We start from the raw sequence: 23,962 nt of genomic DNA on the forward strand, positions 1-23,962 counted from the left end.
TAGCAGTGACCATGCAGACGCGCGCACTCGGGCAGACGGGTCACGACAGTACCGTTGCAACGTTCGGCGCGATAGCGCTGAACTGGCTCGAACAGGAGGGCGCCGACCAGATGGTCGAACTCGTCCTCGACCGCGGGGTGAACCACTTCGACGTGGCGCCGACGTACGGCGACGCGGAACTGAAACTCGGGCCGAAGCTCCGACAGCACCGCGAGGAGATATTCCTCGGCTGCAAGACCCAAGAGCGGGACTACGAGGGGGCGCGGCGGAAGCTCGAACGCTCGCTGGACCGCCTCGGCGTCGAGAAAATCGACCTCTATCAGGTGCACGGCTTAGAGTACGAGGAGGAACTGGACGAGATAACGAGCGACGGGGGCGCGCTCGAAGCATTCCGCGACGCGAGAGACGAGGGGCTGATAGACCACATCGGACTGACGAGCCACGGGTCGCCGGGACTAATTCTGGACGCCGTCGACCGTATCGACGACCTCGAATCGCTGATGTTTCCCCTCAACCCGGTCGTCGCCGGCAAGGACGGCGAGGAGTACGACTACGAAGCCGTCCTCGAACGCGCCGACGAGGAGGGAATCGGCACGCTCGGCATCAAGGCGTTCGCCAAGGGGTCGTGGCCGTCGACGGAGGAACTCCCGGAGGAAGACCGGCCGTACGCGAACTGGTACGAACCGGTGGGCGCGCCCGACGAGATTCGAGAGCGATTCGACTTCGCCGCCGCGCAGGGTCTCACGAGCGTCGTCTCGCCCGGCGATCCGAAACTCGTGGCGATGGTGCTCGACGCCGCCGCCCGCTACGACGGAATGGACGAGGCCGCCCAGCGGTCGCTGATAGAGCGACTCCGCGACGAGGACAGCCCCGTTCCCGAGCAGCTCCACCACTGAAATTCCACAATTTTCTAAATTTTTAACACGCCAAGAGTTACCACGGCATGGAAACCATCACGACGGTTTATGCTCGGGCCGCCCCATATTCATACGAAAGACCATGTACGACTCCATCCTCGTTCCGACCGACGGAAGCGAACACGCGGGTCGCGCCGCCGAGCACGCCGGCTACCTCGCCGGACTGTTCGACGCGACGGTGCACCTCCTCTCGGTCGCCGACGTTCAGGCGGCCGCCGGCGCGTTCGGCGCGGGCGGCGTCGACGAGACGTACATCTCCCGGTTGGAAGCCGAGGGGGAACGCGCCGTCGAAGCGGCGGCGGACGCGGTAGAGGGGGCCGACGCGGTCCAAACAGCGGTGGTTCGAGGGCGACCCGACGAGGCGATTCTCGACTACGCCGGCGAAAACGGTATCGACCTCGTGGTGATGGGGACGCACGGGCGGACGGGACTGACGCGCTACGTCGCCGGGAGCGTATCAGAACGCGTCCTCCGCCTGTCCGACGTCCCGGTGCTGACGGTCCGAGCGGTCGACGGGAGGGGGACGGACGGGTACGAGGAGGTGCTCGTCCCGACCGACGGGAGCGAGTACGCCGAGTTGGCCGTCGGCCACGGCCTCGCCGTCGCCGAGGCGACGGGGGCGCGCGTCCACGCGGTGAACGTCGTCGACCTCGGCAGTATGACGATGGGCGCCCCCTACACGTTCCCCGACGACGTCATCGCGCGCATCGAAGCCGACGGCGAGACGGCGACCGAGGAAGTGGCCTCCCGGGCGCGCGAACGGGGTCTCGAAGCGGTCACCGACGTCCGGCGCGGGTCGGCCGCGCGGACCCTCTTAGACTACGTGGACCGGGAGGATATCGACCTCGTGGCGATGGGGACGGCCGGCCGGACCGGGCTGGACCGGTACCTGCTCGGAAGCACGACCGAGGAACTCGTCCGGCGGTCCGACGCACCCGTGCTGGCGGTCAACGCGCGGGGCCGAACGTCGGAGTAGACGCCTACCGGCGTCGGCCCCGACACCGACATCGGCGCGGAGGTTCCGCCGTGGTCGTCCGACCGGGCCGGCCGCCGCCCCCCTCACTCGCCTCTTCTGTCCGGGTCCTCGACGCTATCGATGAGTTCCGCGGCGCACTCTAACACCGCCTCTGGGTCGGCGTTCGCCGCCGCCGCGACCTGTTGGGCGTGGACGGCCAGCGGCGAGAGCAGGTCGTACACCTTCCAGTCGAGTTGTCCGTCCGCGCCGTCGGCGTGGGCGTGGACGTAATCGGTGCCGTTGCGGTACTGCACCGCGACGAAGAGCGACTCCGGTCGCTCCGCGTCGTCGTTGAGCAGGGCGGCGGCATCCCGGAGCGACTGTCGAAACTCCTCGGGTGAGGCGCCGGGTCGCGGGCCGGTGGAGGGGTGATTGGTAGTCCCTTGCATAGGTCTCTGTCGTCACACACCCTAGACACCCACATAAGTCTGTCGCGAAAGATAGAATGTGTACTATAAAATAATTTCTCGTCGGAGGAAGTGACGTCCGCTACGTCTCCTCCCAGTTGTAAAGCGCGTCGAGGAAGACGTCGCGCACGTCGTCCTCGGTGACGGGTCGGGGGTTCGTTCGCAGGAGGCGCTTCTGCGTCTCGACGGTCTGTTCCGCGAGCCAATCAACGTCCTCCTCGGTGATGCCGGCCAGTTCGTCGAGGCCGCTCGGCAGGACGTTCAGGTCGCGTTGGAGTTGGACGTACTCGGCCTTCAGGGCGTCCGTGGCTTCCCGGTCGGTCATCCCGTCGGTGTCGACGCCGAACATCTCCGCGAGGTCCGCGAACCGCGAGGGGTCGCTCGCGGAGTTGTAGTCGATGGTGCTGGCCGGCGTGAGGACGGCGATGGTCTCGCCGTGCGTCGTGTGGTATTTGTTGCCGACGGGGTACGCCATCGCGTGGCAGAGGCTCGCCCCCGCGGTCAGTCCCGCGATGGCGCCGAAGAGCGCCCCCTGCAGCATGTTCTCGCGGGCCTCCAGGTCGTCGCCGTTGTGGACGGCGGTGCGGACGTTGTTCGACAGCAGGTCGATGGCCTTCTCCGAGAACATCTCCGTCAGCGGCGTCCGCCCGGCGTACACCGGTCGCTCGGCCGGGTCGGTCGGTCGGAGCAGCGAGTCGTACTCGTGAGTCGTGTAGCCCTCTATCGCGTGTCCGAGCGCGTCCATCGCCGTCTTCGCCGTCAGATCCGGCGGGAGCGTCGTCGTGAGCGTCGGGTCGAGGACGGCGGCGTCGGCGCGGACGTTGTTCGAGGAGATGCCCTCCTTGATCTCCTTTTCGGGCACCGAGAGGATGGCGACGGGCGAGATTTCGGCGCCCGTCCCGGCCGTCGTCGGCATCAGCACGAGCGGTTCGCCCGAGTCCTCCAGCGGTTCGCCCTCGCCGGTCGGTTCGGCGATGTAGTCGGTCGGGTGCCCGCCGTTGGCGATGACCGCCCGGGTCACCTTCGCGGTGTCCATACAACTGCCGCCGCCGAGGCCGACGTAGAAGTCGTAGCCCGCCTCGCCGGCCTCCTCGCGGACGAACTCGATACAGTCGGCGACGGCCTCGACGGACGGTTCCCGTTCGGAGTCGTCGTAGACGTCGACGGAGAGGCCGTCTTCACGTATCTCGCCGGCCACGCGGTCGGCGTGGCCGATATCGACGAGGTTCTCGTCCGTGACGACGAGTCCGCGCGCGTCCTCGTCGACGCCCAAGTCGCGGAGTTGGAACGCGAGTTCCTCGGTCGAGTCGCGGCCGAAGCGTATCTCCGGCATGTCGATGTGCCACACCGTCTCCGGGGAGAGGGCGTGGTCCGGCGCCGAAACGGAGCGCTCGTAACTCATCAGGACCACCCCGACTCGATTTCGGCGAACTGCTCGGGGTCGTGCCCGTAGACGACTTCGGCGTCGTGGCGCCGTTCGAGATCCTTCAGCGTCTGGAGACTGTCGAACCAGTGACGACCGCTCCAGAGCAGTTGCGCACCCAACGGCACCTCCTCCTCGTAGTTGTCGCTCTGGTATATCTCGTCGCCCGCGAACACGACGGTGCCGTGGTCGTCGAGGTGTATCATCGTCCCCGTGAGACCGGGCGTGTGGCCCGGTAGACGGATGAACTCCATATCCTCGAAGTGCGTCTCGCGGTCCTGGTGGAGCACCTGCCAGTTCAGGTCGTGGTCGAAGTCGCCGAGGATGTACGCGCCGCTTCCCTCGTCGGTCTTCGCGGAGTAGTAGGCGAACTTCAACTCCTCCTCGTGGACGTAGACGGGCACGTCCGTCCCGTCGAAGTGGTGGAGGCCGCCCGCGTGGTCGAGGTGGAGATGCGTCTGGAACACGGCGTCGATGTCGTCGAGCGAGTAGCCCGCGTCGTCGAGGTCGCCCTCCAACGTGTGCTCGTGCACGTCGTGGGGGTAGAACGCCTGTTTCAACCCCTCCGGCCAGTGGCCGTCGAGGGCGTCCTCGTGGTTGCCCGTATCCCAGAGAATGGTCGCCTCGGGGTGGTCGACGACGAGGTTCCACACCGGAATCTCGACGTAGTCCGTCGCCGGGTTCGGTTCGTCGTGGCTCCCGAGCGTGTTGCCCTCCACGAGGTAGTTGAGGTCGCACTCCAACCCACCGCGGTCGATAACGTCGATTGTGGCGTCTACCATACGAACTAGTGCGATTAACAATGTAAAAAGACTGGTGGAGGGGGCGAAACGCTCGTTCTCTCGGCCGCGATATCTCGGAGAACCGGGAACTCCGTTCCGAGTCAGTCGATTCTCGACGCAGTCGCGGGCGACTCTCGTCGGCGCCTGTGAACGAACGATTACGTCGAGAGATGTTTTTCGAGAGAGAAGAGCACTATTATCGGGTTATCATGTTGCAACTGAATGTATAGCTACGAAAAGACACGGAGTAGATCTACTGTTTCAAATATGTGTATGACACTCCGGTATTCGGAGTCAGATTCTTCTATCAATCTCGAAGTCCGGTCGAGGCTCGGTCGAATGCGTCGACGGAGACTTCGCCTGGACGATGCGAACGGCTCGGACGACCGGCGGCGACGGAAACCGACCCTTCGGTCGTCCAGGAGCCCTAATTTCTCTTTTCTATCCTTGAAAATAATTAGTTTTAATTGACGGCGTACACACTCTCCGTGTATGGATAGGCACACCGCGGAACCCACAGCGGAGGGTCTACCCGGACCGAACGCCGCGGAGTGGATCGAGTTCCACTCGGAACACGCCGCGCCGAGCGAGCACTCGCACGATTTCGTCTGGGACGTGACCGCCGAGGCGGACGGGCCGTTCGTCACGGACGTTGACGGCAACGTGCTGCTCGATTTTACCTGTCACATCGGCGCGGCACCGCTCGGCTACAACAACGAGAAGGTGCTCGGGAAACTCCGCGAGTTCGACCTCGTGGAGCCGATGAAGATAGCGGGGCAGGACATGTACTTCGGCGCCGGACCGGACCCCGAGGAGTCGCCGTTCCCGGGGTCGGGCCACCTGATGGAGAAACTCTGTGAGGTGTCGGAGGGGTACGGGATGGACACGGTGTTCCTCTCGAACTCCGGCGCCGAAGCGGTGGAGAACGCGCTGAAGATAACGTACGACGACGCGCCGTCGGCGAAGTACGGCTTCGCCTTCGAGGGGAGCTTCCACGGCCGGACGATGGCGACGCTGTCCGTTACGCGGTCCAACGAAGTGTACACCCGACATTACCCCGAGATCTCGGGCGTTCGGACCGTCCCGTTCTGTAGCGACCGGCACTGCACCGAGGGGGAGTGCGACTGCGGGTTCTCGACCCGCGACGGGTCGCAGTTGCGACGGGCGCTGGCCCCGGAGGGCGGTCACGTCAACCCCGCGGAGGTGGCGTTCGTCGTGTTAGAGCCGATTCAGGGCGTCGGTGGCTACCGCTTCCCGAGCGAGTCGTTCATGCGAGAGGTGGGCGACGTGACCGACGAGTACGACATCCCCCTGGTCGTCGACGAGATACAGTCGGGCGTCGGGCGGACCGGCGAGATGTGGGCGTCGGACCACTACCCAATCGAACCCGACGTCATCGCCAGCGCGAAGGGCCTCCGCGTCGGCGCGACTATCTCGAACTCCGAGCTCTTCCCGTCCGAGTCGAACCGTCTCGGGTCGACGTTCGGCGGCGGCGACATCCTCTCGTCGATGCAGGGCGTGTTCACGCTCGAGGCCATCGAGGAGCACGACCTGCTGGCCAACGCCACCGAACGCGGCCGGCAGGCGAAGGAACTGCTCCGCGACGACGCGCCGAACCACGTCGCCGACGTCCGCGGGAAAGGGCTGATGTTGGCCGTCGAGTTCGACACCGCGGACCGCCGCGACACCGTCGTCGAGGAGTCGCTGAAGCGCGGCCTCCTCACGCTCGGTTGCGGTAAGAAGACGATTCGGCTCCTCCCGCCGCTCGATTCGACCGAGCGCGAGATCGAACTGGGAATCGGTATCTTCGCCGACGCTGTCGACGCCGCGGCGGACGAAGTCGCCTCCGCCGCGTCGTCGTAGCGGGCCGTTCGGTTCGCTTTCTCTCCCGCCCGTTCGACCCCGAGCGACGGCTATCTCGTCCACGTCTGCTCGAAGACCGGGTCCCCGTCGTGGGTCACCGCGGTCCGCACGCGACAGAACGACCGGGAGATGCGACTGGTCGCGCGCACCTCGAAGACGCCGAGGGCGTTCTCCACTGTCAGCGTCAGTTCGTTCCGTGCGGACGCCGACCCCGGGTCGTCCCGCCGCACGGACGCCTCGAAGTTCCCCTCGCGCGTCAGCGTCCCGTGCGGAAGGTTGACGCGCAGTTCGTCCGACTTCTCGACGCGGGCCTCCCCGGCGGCGTGCTCCCGCGCCGTCACCCACGAGGCCGACCCCGAGGCGCGTTCCGGGGACGGCGACAGGCGGTCGTCCGGGGGGGCCATCGGGACGGCGTCGTCGAACGCGACGCGGTCCAGCCGTCGCCCCGGGAACTCGAGGACGGCCGGGTCGTCGGGCCGCGACCGGAGCGTGAACGACCCCCGCTCCGGCGTCGGCAGCACCGCCGGGAACAGCGACGACCCGACGCCGACCCGGATTCGGTGGCCCGCCTCGAAGACGTGCGACTTCGGCGCGAGGGGAATCGAGAGCTCGGTCGCCTCGCCGGGCGTCATCGGAGTTCGCTCGTCCGTCCCGCCGCGGTACACTCCCCTGACGGCGCCGTGAGTGACGAGCCTCCCGCGTCCGTCGGGCGCCACGTCGACGATGCGGACCGCCACCGTCGGGTCGGCGACGGTCGATTCGAGGGGGAGCGAGACGGCGCCCGTCCCGGTGAGTTCGACGGCCGTCTCCAGCGGCGGCGAGTCGAACGTCAGACTGCGCGCGTCGTCGTCGTTCGTGACCGGGGGGGCGACCGTCGCGCCGTACGGGTCGATGGACGCGGGACCGACCGTCGGGTCGAACTCGTAGGATTCCTCGACCGCACCCGCGTCGTACTCGGCGGGCGGGGCGAGGCCATCGGGCGTGAGCGCGAACGCGAGGGCGTCGTCGCCAGCCGTCGCGAGCGTCGGCCACCGGTCGAGGCCGCGCCACTCGCCCGCCGTCGTCCCGCCGCCGTCGAGTTCCGTCCAGACGCGGAACGCGGGGGCGTCCAGCGCGCCCGTCTCCTCGTCCTTCAGGAAGCGGTCGAACCACGAACGCACCTGCCGTCGGAAATCGACGGCCGACTCGCGCCCCCGGTGCGGCATCCGGTGTCGCCACGGGCCGAAGAGCACCCGCGTGGGCGCGTCGATGCGGTCGACGTACCGCACCGTGTCCTCGATGTACGGGTCGCGCCAGCCGTCGACGGCGAGGACGGGCACGTCGATTCGCTCGACGGGGATGACCTTATCGTCCCAGTACGCCTCGTGCGGGTCGTTGTCCAGGAACTGGAACAGCCACGGGTCGCGGTCGGGCAGTCGGTCGAGGCGGTCCCGCCACGCCGTCATCGCCGCCGGGTCGGCCTCCGGGTTCGATGGCGGCTTGGCGTCCAGCGCCTGCATCAGGGTGAGCCAGTCCATCCCGATGGTGAGGAACTCGAACAGGCCGCCGTAGGTGTAGGCGTTGCGCATCCCCTCGAACGGCGTGTGGATGGGGACGATGGCGTCGAGGCCGTCGGGTCGCTTCGCGGCGGCGTCGAGGGCGGTGATGCCGCCGTAGGACTTCCCGAACATCCCTACCTTCCCCGTGGTCCACGGCCGGTCGGCCAGCCACTCGACGAGTTCGGCGGGTTCGGCCCCCTCGCGGCGCGTGAACGGTTCGTCGACGAACCCGGTCGACCCGCCCGTCCCGACCATGTCGGCGACGACCACTTCGTACCCGCTCGCGGCGAGATAGCGGTTCAGCGGGTCGTAGGCGCCGTACGTGATGCTGTCTTGGTGCGGGTAAGGAACGTACGTCAGGAGCGCCGGCGAGGGTCCGTCGGTCAGCGGTTCGTACCGCGTCGCGGCGACGGTGTCGTCCCCGACGGGAATCCGCACGTTCTCGTGTCTTCGAATGCCGTCCATCCCAACGTCAGACATCGGCGAACTCACCGCCGGCGCGAGTCGTGTCTACTGCTATCATACGTCGTGAGAAGAGGCCGTCGCGGGATAAAGGTACAGCCACGAACCGCGATTCGCGGAGTCGGTTCCGAAACCCCCGACCGTCACCCGAGCGTGTGCGACGCGACGGAGATTCCCTCCGCGTCGTCCAGCGACGCGAGCACCTCGCGGAGGTGGTCCGGGCCGGTGCCCTCGACGCCGACTGCGACGGGCGTCCGGTTCGGCGGGTCGCCCACCGTCCGGTCGGCCCGTTCGACGGCGTCGAGGCCCGCCCCGCGGTCGGAGACGGCGTCGGCCACCCGGCCGAGGGCCGCCGGCCAGTCCTCGACGTGCAGTCGCGCCTCGGCGTAGCGGTCGAGTTCGAGCAGTCCGGTCCGCGTCAGTTCGGCGTGCTCCGTCAGGTCGACGTTGCCGCCGGAGACGATGCAGGCGACGTGTTCGTCCGTCGCGTCGACGGCGCCCGAGAGGAGGGCGGCGACGGGCGCCGCGCCCGCCGTCTCGGCGACGGTCTTCGCCCGTTCGGCCAGCAGGGTGACGGCGACGGCCATCTCGCCGTCCGAGACCGACACGACGTCGTCGACGCGTTCGCGGAGGACGGCGAACGTCTTCTCGAGCAGACGCGCGTCGGCGATGCCCTCGGCGGCGGTGTCGATATCCGACAGCCGGTGTATCTCGTCGCGTTCCAAGGACGGCTTGGCGTGCGCCGCCCCCTCCGGTTGGACGCCGACGACGCGAACGTCGGGGTCGTGCGCCTTCAGCGCCGTGGAGACGCCCGAGATGAGGCCGCCGCCGCCGATGGAGACGAGGACGGTGTCCACCTCGGGATACTGGTCGCGTATCTCCGCTCCGACGGTTCCCTGCCCGGCGATGACGCCCGCGTCGTCGAACGGGTGGACGAACTCGTAGCCCTCCTCGTCGGCGAGTTCGAGCGCGTACTCGTAGGAGTCCTCGTAGATGTCCCCCTCGACGAGCACCTCCGCGCCGTACCCCCGGGTGGCCGTTATCTTCGCCGCAGGCGTCACCTCGGGGACGACGATGGTGGTGTCGATATCGAGGAGTTTCCCCGCGAGGGCGACGCCCTGTGCGTGGTTGCCGGCGCTGGCGGCGACGACGCCGCGCGCCTTCGCCTCCTCGGGGAGCGTCGCCATCGCGTTGTACGCGCCGCGGATCTTGAACGATCCCGTGCGCTGCATATTCTCCAGTTTGAGGCCGACAGAGGCCGCGCCGGACAGGTCGGCGAACGTCGTCGACACGTCCAGCGGCGTCTCGTGGACCACGTCGTCGATGCGCTCGCGGGCAGCCGCCACGTCCGCGGCGGTGACGACGGCGTCGGCGCTCTCGGGCACTGAGTTCTCTCCGTCTCCGCGGTCGGGCTCCCCGTCACTCGGCACCGGGCTCACCCTCGCCCGCCGCGAGCACCGCCTTCGTCAGCACCTCGACGCCGATGGGGAGGCTCCGCTCGTCCACGTCGAACGTGGCGGTGTGGTGGCTCGTCGGGTGGTCCGTCCCGACGATGAGGAACGTCGCGCGCCCGCCCTCCCGGTGGGCGCGGTCCATGAGGAACGTGGCGTCCTCGCTGGCGCCGAACGCCGCGCGCTCGGTCACCGTCTCGACGCCGTCGACGCCCGCGGCGGCGTCGGCGACGACGCCCGCCAGTTCGGGGTCGCTGTCGACGCGCGGGGACTCGCTGACTATCTCGACGTCGGCCTCACAGCCGTGCATCTCGGCGGCCGAGTCGAGCGTCCGCGAGAGCTTCGATTTCATGTACTCCATCAGTTCGGTCGTCTCCCCGCGCGCCTCGCCGTGGATGGTCGCCTTCTCGGCGATGATGTTGCTCGCGGTGCCCGCCTCCGCGACGCCGATATTGACGCGGGTCATCCCGTCGGCGTGCCGCGGGATGCCGTAGGCGTTCTGGATGGCCGTCCCGAGCGCCTGCATCGCGTTGTCGCCCTCGTTCGGCGCCTTCCCGGCGTGCGCGGACGTGCCCCGGAACGTCGCGTCGACGTGGCACATCGCCAGAATCTCCTCGACGCCCGCGACGACTTCGCCCGTCGGGTGGTCCAGACCGACGTGGACGGCGAAGAGGGAATCCAGACCGGCGGCGTACTCGCTTTCGGCCATCGGGTGGCCGCCGCCGGACACCTCCTCGGCGGGTTGGAAGAAGACGGTGAACCGCCCCGCGAAGTCGCTTCGCTTCACGGCGTCGAGGACGGCTAACCCCCACGTCATGTGCGCGTCGTGACCGCAGGCGTGCATCGTCTCTTCGGTCTCCGAGCGGAACCCCTCGCGGACCGGGAGGTGCTCCTCGTCGGCCGACTCCTCGATGAACAGACCGTCGATGTCGACGCGGAGGCCGACGTGCGGGCCGTCCTCACCGTCCGCGCCGTCCTGCCGGTCGAGGACGGCGACGAGGCCGGTGTTGCCGCCGGCCATCTGTTCGACCAGTTCCTCGTCGGCCCCTCGCTCAATCGCGCGGTCCATCCACCGCCGCACCTCATCGGAGTCGGCGTCGGGGGCGGCCATCCTGTCGTCGGGGTCGTACGCCTCGGGACCGACCGCGAGTTCGTCGACGCCGATGGACCGCACTTCCTCGACGAGTCGGGCCGTCGTGTGAAACTCCCGCCAGGCGGGTTCCGGGTGGCGATGGAACGCTCGACGCAACCGGGGGAGGTCTAGCTCGGTCGTCGCTACCATACTACGACCTGACACGCGCCACCCACTTAACTGTGAACGGATTTCGTGGACGCCGGATACGCAAAAGGACTAAGTTCGGAAGCGACGACACGAGAACGACTCACCATGACGGAGACACCGGACGTCGTCGTCCTCCGCGAGGGAACCGAGGGACTGTCGATGGAGTCGTACGCGGAAGCGCTCCGCGAACGCCTGCCCGACCGAACCGTCACGCTGGCGCGCACGCCGAGACAGGAGCGCGAACTGGTCGCCGAGGCGCGCGTGGCGACCGGTATCGACCTCGACCCCGAACTGGTCGAGTCGGCGTCGAATCTCGAACTGTTCGCCTGCACGTTCGCCGGGACGGACCACGTTCCAACCGACGAACTCGCCGCCCGCGGCGTCGGCGTGACGAACGCCGGCGGCATCCACGCCCCCGGCATCGCCGAACAGACCATCGGGAACATGCTGACGTTCGCCCGCCGCCTGCACGAGGGGTGGCGGCGGAAACAGAACGGCGAGTGGCGACACTTCCAGTCGGGCGAGTTCACCGACAGCACCGTCACCGTCGTCGGTCTCGGCTCCATCGGACAGGCCGTCGTCCAGCGGTTGCAGGGGTTCGAGGTGGAGACCATCGGCGTCCGCTACACCCCCGAGAAGGGCGGTCCCACCGACGAGGTGGTCGGCTTCGAGGAGGACGCGATTCACGACGCCCTCTCCCGGTCGGAGTACGTCGTCGTCGCCTGCCCGCTGAACGACCTCACGCGCGACCTGTTCGGGGAGGCGGAGTTCGCCACGATGCCGCCCGAAGCCGTCCTCGTCAACGCCGCCCGCGGCGGCATCGTCGACACCGACGCCCTCGTCTCGGCGCTCCAGTCGAACAAGATACGCGGCGCGGCCCTCGACGTGACCGAGCCCGAACCGCTGCCGAACGACCACGAACTCTGGGACCTGGAGAACTGCCTGCTCACGCCGCACACCGGCGGTCACACGCCGAAGCACTGGGACCGCCTCGCTGACATCGTCGCGGAGAACCTCGAACGCCTCGACTCGGGCGAGGAACTGGTGAACGGGGTCCTCGCGCCGGGCGGGGAGTAAATCAGTAAATCGGCGCCGACGAAAAGAGCGGAGCGGTACCCCGACTCAGGGCCACAGGCCCCGCGTCGACTTCGCCTCCGCGACGCGCCGCAACGCGACCACGTACGCGGCGTTGCGCCACGTCACGTCCTTCTCCTCGTACTGCGTCCGCACGTCGCCCCACGCTGAGAGCATCTGCGACTCCAGTTCCTCGTGGACGCGGTCGAGCGTCCACTGCCGTCGGTTGATGTCCTGTAGCCACTCGAAGTAGGAGACGGTGACGCCGCCGGCGTTCGCGAGAATGTCCGGAATCACGGCCACGTCCCGGTCGGCGAGAATCTCGTCGGCGGCGAACGTCGTCGGCCCGTTCGCCCCCTCGACGACCAGGTCGGCCTGTATCTGGTGAGCGTTCCCGGCGGTGACGACGTTACCGACCGCCGCCGGAATCAGCACGTCCACGTCGAGTTCGAGTATCTCCTCGTTCGACAGCGTCTCCGGGGCGTCGTAGCCCATCACGGCGCCCGGTTCCTCCTCGTGCGTCGCGACGGCCTCGGTGTCGAGGCCGTCGGGGTCGTGGATGGCGCCGTTCACGTCGGAGACGGCGACGACGTTCGCCCCCCAGTCGTCGAGGGCGCGGGCGGCGTTGGCGCCGACGCTCCCGAACCCCTGCACGGCGACGGTCGTCTCCGAGAGGTCCCGGTCGTAGTAGTCGACCGCCTCGCGGGTGACGATGGCGACGGAGCGGCCGGGCGCCTCCTCGCGGCCGTAGCTGCCGCCGATGACCGGCGGTTTCCCGGTGACGACGCCCGGCGTCGTCTCTCCCTGCTGCATCGAGTAGGCGTCCATAAACCACGCCATCGTCTGCGCGTCCGTCCCCATGTCCGGCGCGGGAACGTCCTGCTTCGGACCGACCACGTCGCGGAGTTCCTCCGCGAACCGTCGTGTCAGCCGCTCTCGCTCCTTGTGGGAGAGCTCCTTCGGGTTGACGGCGACGCCCCCCTTCCCCCCGCCGAACGGGAGGTCCATCACCGCGCACTTCCACGTCATCCACATCGAGAGCCCCATGCACTCCTCGGCACTCACCTCGGGGTGGTACCGGAGGCCGCCCTTGTAGGGGCCGCGGACGTCGTCGTGCTGTGCGCGGTATCCCGTGTACACTTCGAGCGACCCGTCGTCGTGCTTCAGGGGCACCGAGACGCGTTCGACGCGCGTCGGGTGCCGGAGGCGTTCGACGACGTTCTCGTCCACGTCCACGTGCGCCGCCGCCCGTTCGAGTTGACGGCGGGCCGTGACCAGCGCCGAGTCCGCGTCCGACCCGTCCGCCTCGTCTCCATTTGATGGCATATTCGAGACGATGACGAACCATCGTGTTAAATTAATCGATGATACAGCCAAGTCTGATCGGACTTGGTTCGTCTTTTCGGAGCAGTCTGAGATACAATTCAGGTGCGAAGAAGTATTGCGTCAAACGAAAGCCGCGAGCGCACGGGGTCCGAGCCCCGTCAGGTCGCCGCGGAGTTCACGCCGAGAACAGCTTTCGCGGGAAGTCGGCGAGTACCTCGGCGCCGTTCGACGTGACGTGGAACGTCTCCGAGAGTTCCGCGCCGAAGTCGTCGAACCACAGGCCCGGAATCATGTGGAACGTCATGTCCTCCTCGAGCACCGTCTCGTCGCCGGGGCGGAGACTGGCGGTGTGCTCCCCCCAGTCCGGCGGGTAGCCGAGGCCCATCGAGTAGCCGATGCGCTCCTCCTTTTCGATGTCGTACTTGGCGATGGTGTCGCGCCAGGCCTTCTCGACGCGTTCGCAGGTGACGCCCGGTTCGGCGGCGTCGAGGGCGGCTTCGAGGCCCTCGACGACGATTTCCATCCGCTCCGTCATCTCTTCCGGCGGGTCGCCGACGTAGGCGGTGCGCGCGAGCGGCGAGTGATAGCGGTGCCGACAGCCCGACAGTTCGATGATGACCGGGTCGCCCGCCTCGAACTCCCGGTCGGTCCACGTCAGGTGCGGCGTCCCCGTGTGGTCGCCGGAGGGCATCAGCGGGACGATGGAGGGATAGTCCCCGCCGTAGTCGTCGGTGCCGCGGATGAGCGCGTCGTAGATGGCCCGCGCCGCCTCCGACTCGGGGACGCCCTCCCCTATCGCATCGATGCCCGCGCGCATCGCGTTCTCGGAGATGCGGGCGGCCTCGCGCATGTAGTCGAGTTCCCGTTCGGACTTTCTGATGCGGACCCAGTTGACCAGAAGCGTCGCGTCCTCGAACGTCGCCTCGCCGAGGTTCTCCTGCAGGCGCGTGTACGACTTCGCGGTGAAGTAGTAGGCGTCCATCTCCAGTCCGACCGTTCCGTCGGAGACGCCGAGGGCTTCGAGGACGTCCGCGATGTAGTCCATCGGGTGGAGGTCGTACGGCGAGTGGACGTGGTCGTCGCTGTACGACTCGATGCTCTCCTCGGAGAGCCACGTCGTCGCGCGCGCGCCGTTGGCGTCCATCCCGCGGCCCACCCAGACGGGTTCCTCGCGGTCCGGCGTGACGATGACGGCCTGATTGACGTAGAACGACCAGCCGTCATACCCCGACAGGTAGTTCATGTTCGCCGGGTCCGCGACGACGAGGGCGTCCAACCCCTCCTCGCGCATCCGCGCCTTTGTCTCCTCGATACGTCTCTCGTACTCGCCGGGTTCGAAGGTTGACTGTCGCATGCTACCGAGACTCTACGTGTGCTTCGTCCAACGACGATATAACCTTTTTCGTGCCGGGAGTGATGGTCAGTTTCTGTGTACGGACCCTATGGAAACTGTGGACAACTTATTTACGATAGTTACACCTCAACACGCGTATGGCACGCGGACCACCGATAACGGAACTCCACTACGACGAGGCACCGTCGGTCGACTCGGTTCCCGGACCGAAGTCCCGAGAACTCATCCGAAGACAGGAGAACATCGACAGTAGCGCCGTCGCCTACCCCGAGGACATCCCCATCGCGTTCGACTCCGGGAAGGGCGCCACCGTCCGCGACGTCGACGGCAACACCTTCATCGACATGTTCGCCGGCATCGGCGTCCTCAACGTCGGTCACTCCAACCCCTACGTCCTCGAGGCGGTGCACGAACAGGCCGACAAGTTCGTCCACACCGTCGACTTCCCCACCGAGGCGCGCCTCGAACTCATCGAGAAACTCGACGAGATAGCGCCCGAGGGCCTGCGCGGGAACATGCGAACCGTGTTCGGCGGCCCCACGGGAAGCGACGCCGTCGAGGCGGCCATCAAACTCTCGAAGTACAACACCGACGGAACCGGTCTCGTCGCCTTCCGGGGCGCCTACCACGGCGCGACCAGCGGTGCGATGAGCGTCACCTCCAACAAGAAGTTCAAGGAGGCGTACACGCCGTTGCTCCCGGACGTGGTCCACGCGCCCTACCCGCACCCGTTCCGCGACGGGAAGTCTCCCCAGGAGTCCGTCGACCACGCTCTCGAGGAGGTCCAACAGATACTCGAAGACCCCTACGGCGGCCTCGCGAATCCCGCGGGCATCATCGTCGAACCGATTCAGGGCGAGGGCGGCGTCGTCACCCCGCCGGAGGGCTTCCTGAAGGGTGTACGCGACATCGCCACCGACAACGACGTGCCCCTCGTGTTCGACGAGATACAGTGCGGCCTCGGCCGGACGGGCGAGTGGTGGGCCAGCGAGTGGGACGGCGTCACGCCGGACATTATGACCACGGCGAAGGCTCTCGGCGGGGTCGGCTTCCCCCTCTCGGCGACGATGTACCACGAGGACCTCGACACGTGGGGATCGGGCGACCACGCGGGTACCTACCGCGGCCACGTCGTCGGCATGCGGGCCGGCACGCGGGCCATCGAGTACATACAGGAGCACGACCTGTTAGCGCACGCGCGCGAACTCGGTGAGTACCTCCGAGACCGACTCAGAGAGGCGGGCGAGTCGAACCCGCAACTGGCTGAGGTGCGCGGAAGAGGGCTGTTCGTCGGCGCGGAGTTCGTCGACGCCGACGGGAACCCCGACGGCGACGTCGCCGACGCGATTCAGGATTACTGCTTCGAGCACGGCGTTCTCGTCTGGAAGGCGGGCCGCCACGGCAACGTCCTCAGACTGCTCCCGCCCCTCGTCCTCACGCACGACCTCGCCGAGACGGCGATGGACGTCATCGTCGACGCCGTCGAACAGACGACGACGGCGACGGCGACGCGGTAGACCCGAACGGGCCTACCCGTCGAGGCCGTCGGCCGGCGACACCCACACCGTCTTTTTGTTCGTGAACTCGCGGATGCCGTCGGCGGCGAGTTCGCGGCCGTATCCGGAGTTTTTCACGCCGCCGAACGGGAGTTTCGGGTGCGACTGCACGAGTTCGTTGACGAACGCCGCGCCCGCCTCGAACTCGCCCGCGAGTCGCTCCCCGCGTTCTAAGTCCTCGGTCCAGACGCTCGCCCCGAGTCCGTAGTCGGTGTCGTTCGCCAGTTCCATCGCCTCTTCTTCGCTCCCGACGCGGAACAGAGAGGCGACGGGGCCGAACAGTTCGTCGCAGGCGGCCGGGGCGTCGTCGGGCACGTCTTCGAGCACCGTCGGTTCGAAGAAGTAGCCTTCACGGTCCAGCGCCTCCCCGCCCGTCAGCACCGTCGCGCCGGCGTCGACCGTCTCCCGCACCTGCGTCTCCAGGGTGTCGAGGAGGTCCGCGCGGGCGATGGGGCCCACGTCGGTGTCCTCGTCCGCGGGGTCGCCGACCGTCAGCGACTCCATCTCGCGGACGAGGCCGTCGCGGAACGACTCGTAGACGTCCTCGTGAACGATGAATCGCTTGGCGGCGATGCAGGCCTGCCCGTTGTTGTTCACGCGGGCCTTCGCGGCGACTTCGCACGCCCGGTCGAGGGGCGCGTCGGCGAGGACGACGAACGGGTCGCTCCCGCCGAGTTCGAGCACCGAGGGCTTGAGGTTGTTCCCCGCCGTCTCGGCGACGGCGCGGCCCGCACGGACGCTGCCGGTCAGCGTCGCGGCCGCGACCCTGTCGTCGGCGACGGCGTCGTGTATCGCGTCGGTGTCGACGACGAGCGTCGTGAAAACGCCCTCGGGGAACCCGGCCTCGTCGAGGATTCGCTCGACGGCCTTCGCACAGCCGGTGACGTTGGGCGCGTGGCTGAGCAGCATCGTGTTGCCGGCCGCCAGCGTCGGTGCGGCCACCCGCAGCACCTGCCAGAACGGGTAGTTCCACGGCATCACCGCGACGAGCGGTCCGAGCGGTTCGTAGGACACCTTCGTCCGCGCCCGCGGGTGGACGCCGACGCGTTCGTCCTGCAGGAACTCCGCGGCGCGTTCGGCGTAGAACTCGCAGACCCACGCGCACTTCTGTATCTCGCCGCGGGCCTGCGAGACGGGCTTGCCCATCTCCTCGGTCATCAGTTCGGCGTACTCGTCCTCGTTCTCGCGGAGCACGTCCGCTATCGACCCGACGAGCGCCTGTCGCTCGGTGACGGGTCGGTCCCGCCACGACTCGAACCGGTCGGCCGAACGGTCGAGCAGGCGGTCGAGGTCGGCGTCGTCGTGGTACTCGTACGTCTCGACGTCCTTCTCGGTCGTCGGGTCGGTAGTCGTGAGCCGCATGGTCACGCCACCTTCGCGACGGCGTCTATCTCGACGCGCACGTCCTCGGGGAGGCGGGCGGCCTCGATGCAGACGCGGGCGGGCGGCGTTTCGCCGACGTGGTCGGCGTACGCCTCGTTGACGGCGTCGTAGTCGTCCATGTCGGCGACGTAGACGGTGGTCTTCACCACGTCGTCCAGCGACCCGCCGGCCTCCCTGACGACGGCCGCGAGGTTCTCCATCGCGCGGTGCGTGTGCTCCCGAATGCCGCCCTCCACCTCCGCGCCGGTTTCGGGGTCGACGGGACCGAACCCGGAGACGAACAGGAGGTCGTCCGCGAGGACGCCCTGCGAGTAGGGGTTGTCGTTCTGCGGTGCGCCGGCGGTCGATATCGCGGTCTGCTCTGGCATGAGTCTCGGTCCCACCCACTCGCTGGAGGGTCATAAACGTTATTCGGTACGGCGTACACAGAATCCGTCTCCGGTTGCATCGGTCCGGGCGGGGCGGGCGCCGCGGGGCCGACGGCGTCAGTCGCTCAGGTCGTCCGCCCGCCCGTTCCGCCGCTCCGTCGCCTCGGAGACGGCGTCGAGGAACGCCGGCATCTCCGCTTTCATCCCCGAACGCATCTCCGCGGAGGAGAACTCCTCGGACTCGGTCATGAGGCGGACGAACGCGCGGAGTTCCTCGTCGGTTATCTCGTCGAACCGCTCGGACTCCAGTTTGTCGACGACGTCGTCGACGTCTATCCGACCGACGGGGTCCACGTTGAAGTCGACGGTCACCATGCGGTAGTCCGACCCGGCGAGTTTCTGCTCGGCCCGGTTGACGCCCTGTCCGAGCATGTCCTTGAAGGGGACGTGGTAGCCGAGGGTGCCGAGGTGGAGGAATCCGAGCATATCGACGATTCCTCGCGTGTAGGCGTCGCGGGCGTCGTCCTCGGGGTTGAACACCGTCTCCCGGTCGCGGTCCTCCAAGTGTTCGAAGAGGATAGAGAAATCGAGGATGGCGTTCCGCAGGCGGCGGCGGATGCGATTGCGCTTCTGCTTTTTCGAGTGCTCCGTGTAGTCGGTCTTTCGTCCGAGGAGGAACTCCCGGTCGCTGGGCGTGAGGATGCCGCGCGCTCTGTCCGCCGAGTGCGCGAGCGTCTCGTCCGCGGCGTCCGCGTCGGGGGTGTCTGTCATACACACTTCTCGTGTACGTCCGTGGTTAAGATTTGTGAACCACGAGAAACCCTCACACAGGATTCGAGCGCCCCGCAAACGGTGAATCACCGGACGAGCAGAATCGGCCGAATTCGGCTCCGTACCCGATTACAGAAACCGTGTAGCGGGTCGAGGCGTCCGTCCGATATCGGCGTCCGCACGGCGTTCGTATCCACAACGTTTAATTGTGAGTTTGAATATTGTCGTTGATACGCACACGCATACAGAGATGCATTCGAATCAGAGTGGCGAGCTCGGCGACCGTTCGCGGGCGTACAGCGACGTCAACCACCGGGTCCAGCGCGGGACCGACGGAGAGGACACATGAGCGAGCGCAGCGGCGCCGTCTCCGAGTTCCTCGACGAGATAGAGCCGACCATCTTCGGGTTCGGCGCGGGAATCACCCTCCTGTTCGTGGTGCTCTTCGCGCTCCGCCCCCAGGCGGCGGGCGAAGTCGTCTCCGGGGCCAACCAGTTCGTGCTCGCGCGGTTCAACTGGGCGTTCCTCATCGTCATGCTCGTTCTGGTGGGCTTTCTGGCCTTCCTCATCGTGGGTCCGTGGGGGAAGATCACGCTCGGAGAGGGCTCCCCCGAGTTCAGCTACATCTCGTACTTCACGATGATCTACTCGGCGGGACTGGCCGCGGGCATCGTCTTCTGGGGGCCGACCGAGGCGCTGCTACACTACTCGACCGTCCCGCCGCTGTACGACGTTGCCGCCGAATCTCAGGCCGCCATCCCCATCGCCGTCCAGTACAGCCTGTTCCACTGGAGCATCACCCAGTGGTCCTGCTTCACCGTCATGGGTCTCGGCATCGGCTACTTCGCGCACGAACACGGGGCGCCGCTTCGCGTCTCGGCCGTGCTGACGCCGTTCGTCGGCGCCGACAACGTGGACAACCTCCTTGGGAAACTCGTCGACATCCTCGCGGTGTTCGCGACGCTCGGCGGGGTCGCCACGTCGCTCGGACTCATCGGGAGCCAGTTCCTGACCGGTATCGAGTTCAACTGGGGGTACCAAATCGGCGACGTCGGGACGGTCGGCATCATCACCGGGATGACCCTCCTGTTCACCATCTCCCTGGTTCTCGGGGTCGATAAGGGTATCCGCCGCCTATCGAACTTCAACATGGGGCTGTTCGCGGTGCTCATGACGGCGACGCTGATACTCGGACCGACGGTCCGCGTCCTCGAACTGAGCACGCAGGCGACGGGCGGCCTCGTCGGCGACTGGTTCCAGATGAGCATGTTCACCGACTTCACGAACGGCGGGTCGTGGTCGAACGCGTGGACGGTGTTCTACTGGGCGTGGCCGCTGGCGTGGTCGCCGTTCGCCGGCCTCTTCATCGCCCGCATCTCGCGCGGCAGGTCCGTCCGCGAGGTGGCGTTCACCGGCGTCGTCGCCACGTCGCTGGCGACGATTCCGTGGTTCGCCATCGTCGGCGGCACCGCCGTTCTCTTCCAACACGGCGGCGTCGTCGACATCCTCGGACCCGTCGGACAGTACGGCGAGGCCGTCTCCGGCTACCTGCTGTTCCAGGCGCTCGACGTGGCGTGGATCCCCCTCCCGGTGGGGACCATCCTCCTGTTCGCGTTCCTCGTCCTCGTGACGACGTTCTTCGTCACCTCTGCGGACTCCTCGACGCTCGCCGTCTCGATGATGACCACCGGCGGGAAAGCCGAACCCTCCTCCATCAGCCGCATCTTTTGGGGCGCCCTCCAGGGCGTCGTCGCGTCCATCCTCATGGTCATCGGCGGCGTCGAAGCGCTTCAGTCGGCCGCCATCATCACCGGCGGCCCGTTCGCTATCGTCTGTCTCATCGCCGTCGCCGGCCTCGCGAAATCGTTCAGCCGGCAGTCCGAGAACGTCCTCCTGCGGGAGGAGACGGTGCTGTTCGGCGACACCGGCGGGTCGGAGTCCTCCGAACCCGAGGGTCGGCCGGCGGGCGCCGACGCTGACGACTGAAAGCGGCGCTCGAGGTCGGTCCTTCGACCCCACGATTCGGCAGCGACGAATAGACTCGCTCACTCACTCGCGGAGAAATCTTTCCTATCGTCATCCATCCGTCCGAACGTCGTCCCCCTAGCTTCCGCTTCGGACACCGCGTTCCCGTTCGTTCCTGAGAGCGGAACGGCGTGCTCACCTTCTTTCGCCCCGAGACGCATCCGACCTCCCGAAACACCTATTTCCGTTACGGGCCTAATACTGTAATTGATTTGCGTTGCCGGACGAACCGCTGTGAGAACTACGAGAAGGTGATCGCGGAGAGTAAGCGAGGAATTGGACGTCTCATCGGATAGCGACCATCGTTCTCCAAAAGATCCATAGAGGAAAGCTATTCGAGAGATCGTAACTACAACGTCCAATTACGGTGAGTTCCGGTCAGGAGGCAAGTGTACACGACTCGCGCGTCGAAAGGTAGCGTGTAACTCACGGCAGGCAGCCTGTTCCGCTCTCAGGAACGAACTCTAAAACAGATTCAAGCGCCCCCCACCACTCAGATAACCAAACACGCCGTAATACCGTTATTCCATAGATAGTATATCTAAACTCTTCATTTATAAATCTACTTTCAACCATTTTGTGTCCGTTATCTCTTAATATACCGTGGGACACGGTAAAAATCGCTATAACAGATTTAACAAGTGAGTGTCGACGTTTTTTGGGTGCAGATATGCCTATCAGAAGACTAGTCACCCCGCGGTAGCTTCTTGTGAACGTCGGACTTCTCGGACCGCATGGACGTACCGCGAACGGTCCGGGTCGCACTCGCGGACCGCCCGGTGGCGGGTTCGACCTGTTTGGAGGCCGGCGCGGGCGTCGGGAAGGCGACCGCCGGTCTGCTCGACGCCGGCGCCGCGCACGTCTACGCCGTGACGAACGACCGCGGCCACGCGCGACTCGTCCGCGAGCGCCTCGCTCCCGACGAACGGGCGCGGACGACGGTGTTGGAGGCGGACCTCCGAGCGATACCGCTGCCCGACGACTCCGTCGACGTCGTCACCGCGCACGCCCTCTTCAACGTCGTTCCGACCGCGTCGCTAGTCGCCGTCGTCGGGGAACTGTCGAGAGTCGCATCGCCGGGCGCCCACCTCGTCGTCGACGACTACGAACCGCTCCCCGACGGCGCCGCGGTGCGAGAGCTGTTCGCCCTGGAGAACGCGGCGACCGAACTCGCGGACGGCCGACCCGCCTTGACGTTCTACCCCGCCGAAGTCCTCCGCGCGCAGTTCGAGGCCCGCGGGTGGGCGTTCGACCGGACGCGGACGCTGTTGGACCCGGTGCCGTGGACCGAGGGACACGTCGCGGCGCACGCGAACGTCGTCCGTCGGGCCTGCGAGCGGCTTCCGGCGGTGTACGCCGAACCGCTCGCGGCGGCGGCGGACCGCCTGGAAGCGGAAATAGGCTCGGAGTCGGCCGGGGAGATGTACGGGCTGGCGTTTCGGCTGCCCGACGACGCCGGGGTATCGAGCGAGGACCCCGCGGAGAGGAGCTAGCCCATCGTCACGTCGAACGGCGGTTCGGCGTCCTCGGGGAGCGGCGTCTCGTAGGCGTCCGACCCGATAGTTGCCTCGAACTCCTCGTTCGCGGCCGCGAGGCGCCCCTCGTCGGCGAGCAGGTCGTACGTCGCTCCCGCGAGCACCTTCGCCGCAAAGGCGACGCCCTTCAGCCCGAAGTCGCCGTTCGCCGCGACAACCTGCCAGGAGTGAGCGGGCGTCCCGACGGGCCACGTCGCCCCGTTGAACTGCCCGGTGGGCGCGATCCAACTCACGTCGCCCACCTCCGTGGAACCGTGGGTCTGCCGGTCGTGGTCGTACGGCGCGACCGGGTCGGCGTACAGCGCCTCGCCCTCGACATCGGTTCGAAGGTCGTCGGGGAGTTCTTCGAGGCGCGCCTCGATGCGGTCCTCGGCCACCGTGGCCTGCAACTCGGCGGCGAACTCGCGGTCCGCGTCGTCATACGGTATCGCCCCGACCGCCTCGATATTCTCCCAGATGGCGTTCGAGACCACGTCGTTCGCGCGGTAGTCGTAACAGCCGGTGAGGAACCGCTCCGAGACGTCCGTCTGCGTCATCATCGCCGCGGCTTCGGCGATGTCGCGGAGCCAGTCGGTGTTTCGCTCGACCTCCTCGCGAGTCGGCGCGCGGACGTAGTACCACACCGTCGCCTCCGCGGGCACGACGTTCGGCGCGTCGCCGCCGTCGGTGACGGCGTAGTGCATCCGGGCGTCGTCCGAAACGTGCTCGCGCATGTACTCGACGCCGGTGTTCATCAGTTCCACCGCGTCCAGCGCGCTCCGCCCGGAGTCGGGCGCGCCGCCGGCGTGCGCGGAGACCCCCTCGAAGGTAAACGTGAGCGAGTTCAGCGCGTTCGAGGAGGCCATCCGCGGCGTGTTGAGGTCGCCGGGGTGCCACGTCAACGCGGCGTCGAGGTCGTCGAAGGCGCCCGCGCGGGCCATGTACGTCTTTCCGACCAGCGTCTCCTCGGCCGGACAGCCGAAGAAGGCGACCGTGCCCGGCACCTCGCCGGCGTCGATAGCCTCGGCGAGAGCGAGGGCCGCGCCGACGCCGGCCGTCCCGAAGAGGTTGTGCCCGCAACCGTGTCCCGGACCGTCCGCCGCTATCGGGTCGCGTTCGGCCGACACCGACTGCGAGAGGCCCGGCAGCGCGTCGTACTCGCCGAGGATTCCGATCGTCGGGTCGCCGTCGCCGTACTCGGCGACGAACGCCGTCGGCATCCCGGCGACGCCCGTCTCCACGTCGAACCCGCCGTCTTCGAGCGCTTCGATCAGCGTCGCGGCGGATTCCTCCTCGTGCAGACCGAGTTCCGGCGTCTCCCAAATCCGCCGTGCGATGGTCGTCAGCTTCGACTCGTTGGCGTCGATTCGCTCGAAAAGTTCCGATTTGGTCACGCTCTCGGGTCGCAGTGGTCGAGTATCAACCTACGTCTCGCGGCGGTTCGGTCGGCG

The 23,962-nt window shown here is 67.3% G+C and carries 19 protein-coding genes; 7 read left to right on the forward strand and 12 right to left on the reverse strand.

Annotated elements, in window-relative coordinates:
- The first annotated feature begins 11 nt into the window (after window positions 1–11).
- Window positions 12–896, forward strand: a complete 885-nt coding sequence (locus C474_RS09040) for an aldo/keto reductase (protein WP_008386052.1) — start codon at window positions 12–14, stop codon at window positions 894–896.
- Between the two features lie 103 nt (window positions 897–999).
- The gene (locus tag C474_RS09045) at window positions 1,000–1,893 is read left to right on the forward strand and encodes a universal stress protein (RefSeq protein ID WP_008386053.1); all 894 of its coding nucleotides are present in this window, start codon (window positions 1,000–1,002) and stop codon (window positions 1,891–1,893) included.
- Window positions 1,894–1,976: 83 nt separating this feature from the next.
- Here C474_RS09045 and C474_RS09050 read toward each other — a convergent pair whose 3' ends face one another.
- The 3 genes from C474_RS09050 to C474_RS09060 all read right to left on the reverse strand — a co-directional run bounded on the left by C474_RS09050 (window position 1,977) and on the right by C474_RS09060 (window position 4,544).
- On the reverse strand, window positions 1,977–2,321 hold the full coding sequence (locus C474_RS09050) for a hypothetical protein (RefSeq protein ID WP_008386054.1): 345 nt from the start codon (window positions 2,319–2,321) through the stop codon (window positions 1,977–1,979).
- Window positions 2,322–2,421: 100 nt separating this feature from the next.
- Window positions 2,422–3,741, reverse strand: coding sequence for a hydroxyacid-oxoacid transhydrogenase (locus C474_RS09055; RefSeq protein WP_049916872.1), 1,320 nt, complete (start codon window positions 3,739–3,741; stop codon window positions 2,422–2,424).
- Window positions 3,741–4,544, reverse strand: a complete 804-nt coding sequence (locus tag C474_RS09060) for an N-acyl homoserine lactonase family protein (protein WP_008386057.1) — start codon at window positions 4,542–4,544, stop codon at window positions 3,741–3,743. The genes C474_RS09055 and C474_RS09060 overlap by 1 nt, the downstream gene beginning before the upstream one ends.
- 492 nt (window positions 4,545–5,036) lie before the next feature.
- Between C474_RS09060 and C474_RS09065 the strand changes: the two genes are divergently transcribed.
- Window positions 5,037–6,407 carry an aminotransferase class III-fold pyridoxal phosphate-dependent enzyme gene (locus C474_RS09065; protein WP_008386059.1) on the forward strand — a complete coding sequence of 457 codons (1,371 nt, stop codon included), beginning with the start codon at window positions 5,037–5,039 and terminating at the stop codon, window positions 6,405–6,407.
- A 50-nt stretch (window positions 6,408–6,457) separates the two neighbouring features.
- Here the strand turns inward: C474_RS09065 and C474_RS09070 are convergent, their stop codons facing one another.
- From C474_RS09070 to C474_RS09080, 3 genes are all read right to left on the reverse strand, one after another.
- Window positions 6,458–8,425 (reverse strand): CocE/NonD family hydrolase, encoded by a 1,968-nt coding sequence (locus C474_RS09070; protein ID WP_083861998.1) that lies wholly within the window; start codon window positions 8,423–8,425, stop codon window positions 6,458–6,460.
- 125 nt (window positions 8,426–8,550) lie between these two features.
- Window positions 8,551–9,792, reverse strand: coding sequence for a threonine ammonia-lyase (ilvA, locus tag C474_RS09075; RefSeq protein ID WP_239640409.1), 1,242 nt, complete (start codon window positions 9,790–9,792; stop codon window positions 8,551–8,553).
- A 34-nt stretch (window positions 9,793–9,826) separates the two neighbouring features.
- Entirely contained in the window at window positions 9,827–11,140 is a 1,314-nt protein-coding gene (locus C474_RS09080; RefSeq protein WP_008386067.1) for an amidohydrolase, read from the reverse strand.
- Window positions 11,141–11,245: 105 nt separating this feature from the next.
- On the opposite strand from C474_RS09080, the gene C474_RS09085 reads away from it, so the two are divergent.
- The gene (locus tag C474_RS09085; protein ID WP_008386068.1) at window positions 11,246–12,217 is read left to right on the forward strand and encodes a D-2-hydroxyacid dehydrogenase; all 972 of its coding nucleotides are present in this window, start codon (window positions 11,246–11,248) and stop codon (window positions 12,215–12,217) included.
- Between the two features lie 45 nt (window positions 12,218–12,262).
- Here C474_RS09085 and gdhB read toward each other — a convergent pair whose 3' ends face one another.
- Entirely contained in the window at window positions 12,263–13,540 is a 1,278-nt protein-coding gene (gene gdhB, locus C474_RS09090; RefSeq protein WP_008386070.1) for a glutamate dehydrogenase GdhB, read from the reverse strand.
- A 175-nt stretch (window positions 13,541–13,715) separates the two neighbouring features.
- On the reverse strand, window positions 13,716–14,894 hold the full coding sequence (locus C474_RS09095; protein ID WP_008386072.1) for a M24 family metallopeptidase: 1,179 nt from the start codon (window positions 14,892–14,894) through the stop codon (window positions 13,716–13,718).
- Window positions 14,895–15,031: 137 nt separating this feature from the next.
- On the opposite strand from C474_RS09095, the gene C474_RS09100 reads away from it, so the two are divergent.
- Window positions 15,032–16,411: an aspartate aminotransferase family protein gene (locus C474_RS09100; protein ID WP_008386074.1), complete on the forward strand. Its 1,380-nt coding sequence runs from the start codon at window positions 15,032–15,034 to the stop codon at window positions 16,409–16,411.
- Between the two features lie 12 nt (window positions 16,412–16,423).
- Here C474_RS09100 and C474_RS09105 read toward each other — a convergent pair whose 3' ends face one another.
- The 3 genes from C474_RS09105 to C474_RS09115 all read right to left on the reverse strand — a co-directional run bounded on the left by C474_RS09105 (window position 16,424) and on the right by C474_RS09115 (window position 18,972).
- Window positions 16,424–17,812, reverse strand: a complete 1,389-nt coding sequence (locus C474_RS09105; RefSeq protein ID WP_049916873.1) for an NAD-dependent succinate-semialdehyde dehydrogenase — start codon at window positions 17,810–17,812, stop codon at window positions 16,424–16,426.
- A gap of 2 nt (window positions 17,813–17,814) precedes the next feature.
- Entirely contained in the window at window positions 17,815–18,201 is a 387-nt protein-coding gene (locus tag C474_RS09110; protein WP_008386078.1) for a Rid family detoxifying hydrolase, read from the reverse strand.
- Window positions 18,202–18,318: 117 nt separating this feature from the next.
- The gene (locus C474_RS09115) at window positions 18,319–18,972 is read right to left on the reverse strand and encodes a hypothetical protein (protein ID WP_008386081.1); all 654 of its coding nucleotides are present in this window, start codon (window positions 18,970–18,972) and stop codon (window positions 18,319–18,321) included.
- Window positions 18,973–19,317: 345 nt separating this feature from the next.
- Between C474_RS09115 and C474_RS09120 the strand changes: the two genes are divergently transcribed.
- Together C474_RS09120 and C474_RS09125 are read left to right on the forward strand one after the other, a co-directional pair.
- On the forward strand, window positions 19,318–20,958 hold the full coding sequence (locus C474_RS09120; RefSeq protein WP_008386082.1) for a BCCT family transporter: 1,641 nt from the start codon (window positions 19,318–19,320) through the stop codon (window positions 20,956–20,958).
- Window positions 20,959–21,731: 773 nt separating this feature from the next.
- Window positions 21,732–22,490: a class I SAM-dependent methyltransferase gene (locus C474_RS09125; protein ID WP_008386083.1), complete on the forward strand. Its 759-nt coding sequence runs from the start codon at window positions 21,732–21,734 to the stop codon at window positions 22,488–22,490.
- Here C474_RS09125 and C474_RS09130 read toward each other — a convergent pair.
- Complete coding sequence (locus C474_RS09130) at window positions 22,487–23,905, reverse strand: amidohydrolase (protein WP_008386084.1); 1,419 nt, start codon at window positions 23,903–23,905, stop codon at window positions 22,487–22,489. The genes C474_RS09125 and C474_RS09130 overlap by 4 nt on opposite strands.
- Window positions 23,906–23,962: the final 57 nt, after the last annotated feature.

This window comes from Halogeometricum pallidum JCM 14848, from assembly GCF_000337095.1.
In the GTDB taxonomy this organism is placed as follows: domain Archaea; phylum Halobacteriota; class Halobacteria; order Halobacteriales; family Haloferacaceae; genus Halogeometricum; species Halogeometricum pallidum.

What these genes read in the sequence shown, in the direction of transcription:
- C474_RS09040 (WP_008386052.1), top strand. Translation starts at nt 12, where the DNA reads ATGCAGACGCGCGCACTCGGGCAGACGGGTCACGACAGTACCGTTGCA.
- C474_RS09045 (WP_008386053.1), top strand. Translation starts at nt 1,000, where the DNA reads ATGTACGACTCCATCCTCGTTCCGACCGACGGAAGCGAACACGCGGGT.
- C474_RS09050 (WP_008386054.1), bottom strand. Translation starts at nt 2,321, where the DNA reads ATGCAAGGGACTACCAATCACCCCTCCACCGGCCCGCGACCCGGCGCC.
- C474_RS09055 (WP_049916872.1), bottom strand. Translation starts at nt 3,741, where the DNA reads ATGAGTTACGAGCGCTCCGTTTCGGCGCCGGACCACGCCCTCTCCCCG.
- C474_RS09060 (WP_008386057.1), bottom strand. Translation starts at nt 4,544, where the DNA reads ATGGTAGACGCCACAATCGACGTTATCGACCGCGGTGGGTTGGAGTGC.
- C474_RS09065 (WP_008386059.1), top strand. Translation starts at nt 5,037, where the DNA reads ATGGATAGGCACACCGCGGAACCCACAGCGGAGGGTCTACCCGGACCG.
- C474_RS09070 (WP_083861998.1), bottom strand. Translation starts at nt 8,425, where the DNA reads ATGTCTGACGTTGGGATGGACGGCATTCGAAGACACGAGAACGTGCGG.
- C474_RS09080 (WP_008386067.1), bottom strand. Translation starts at nt 11,140, where the DNA reads ATGGTAGCGACGACCGAGCTAGACCTCCCCCGGTTGCGTCGAGCGTTC.
- C474_RS09085 (WP_008386068.1), top strand. Translation starts at nt 11,246, where the DNA reads ATGACGGAGACACCGGACGTCGTCGTCCTCCGCGAGGGAACCGAGGGA.
- gdhB (WP_008386070.1), bottom strand. Translation starts at nt 13,540, where the DNA reads ATGCCATCAAATGGAGACGAGGCGGACGGGTCGGACGCGGACTCGGCG.
- C474_RS09095 (WP_008386072.1), bottom strand. Translation starts at nt 14,894, where the DNA reads ATGCGACAGTCAACCTTCGAACCCGGCGAGTACGAGAGACGTATCGAG.
- C474_RS09100 (WP_008386074.1), top strand. Translation starts at nt 15,032, where the DNA reads ATGGCACGCGGACCACCGATAACGGAACTCCACTACGACGAGGCACCG.
- C474_RS09105 (WP_049916873.1), bottom strand. Translation starts at nt 17,812, where the DNA reads ATGCGGCTCACGACTACCGACCCGACGACCGAGAAGGACGTCGAGACG.
- C474_RS09110 (WP_008386078.1), bottom strand. Translation starts at nt 18,201, where the DNA reads ATGCCAGAGCAGACCGCGATATCGACCGCCGGCGCACCGCAGAACGAC.
- C474_RS09115 (WP_008386081.1), bottom strand. Translation starts at nt 18,972, where the DNA reads ATGACAGACACCCCCGACGCGGACGCCGCGGACGAGACGCTCGCGCAC.
- C474_RS09120 (WP_008386082.1), top strand. Translation starts at nt 19,318, where the DNA reads ATGAGCGAGCGCAGCGGCGCCGTCTCCGAGTTCCTCGACGAGATAGAG.
- C474_RS09125 (WP_008386083.1), top strand. Translation starts at nt 21,732, where the DNA reads ATGGACGTACCGCGAACGGTCCGGGTCGCACTCGCGGACCGCCCGGTG.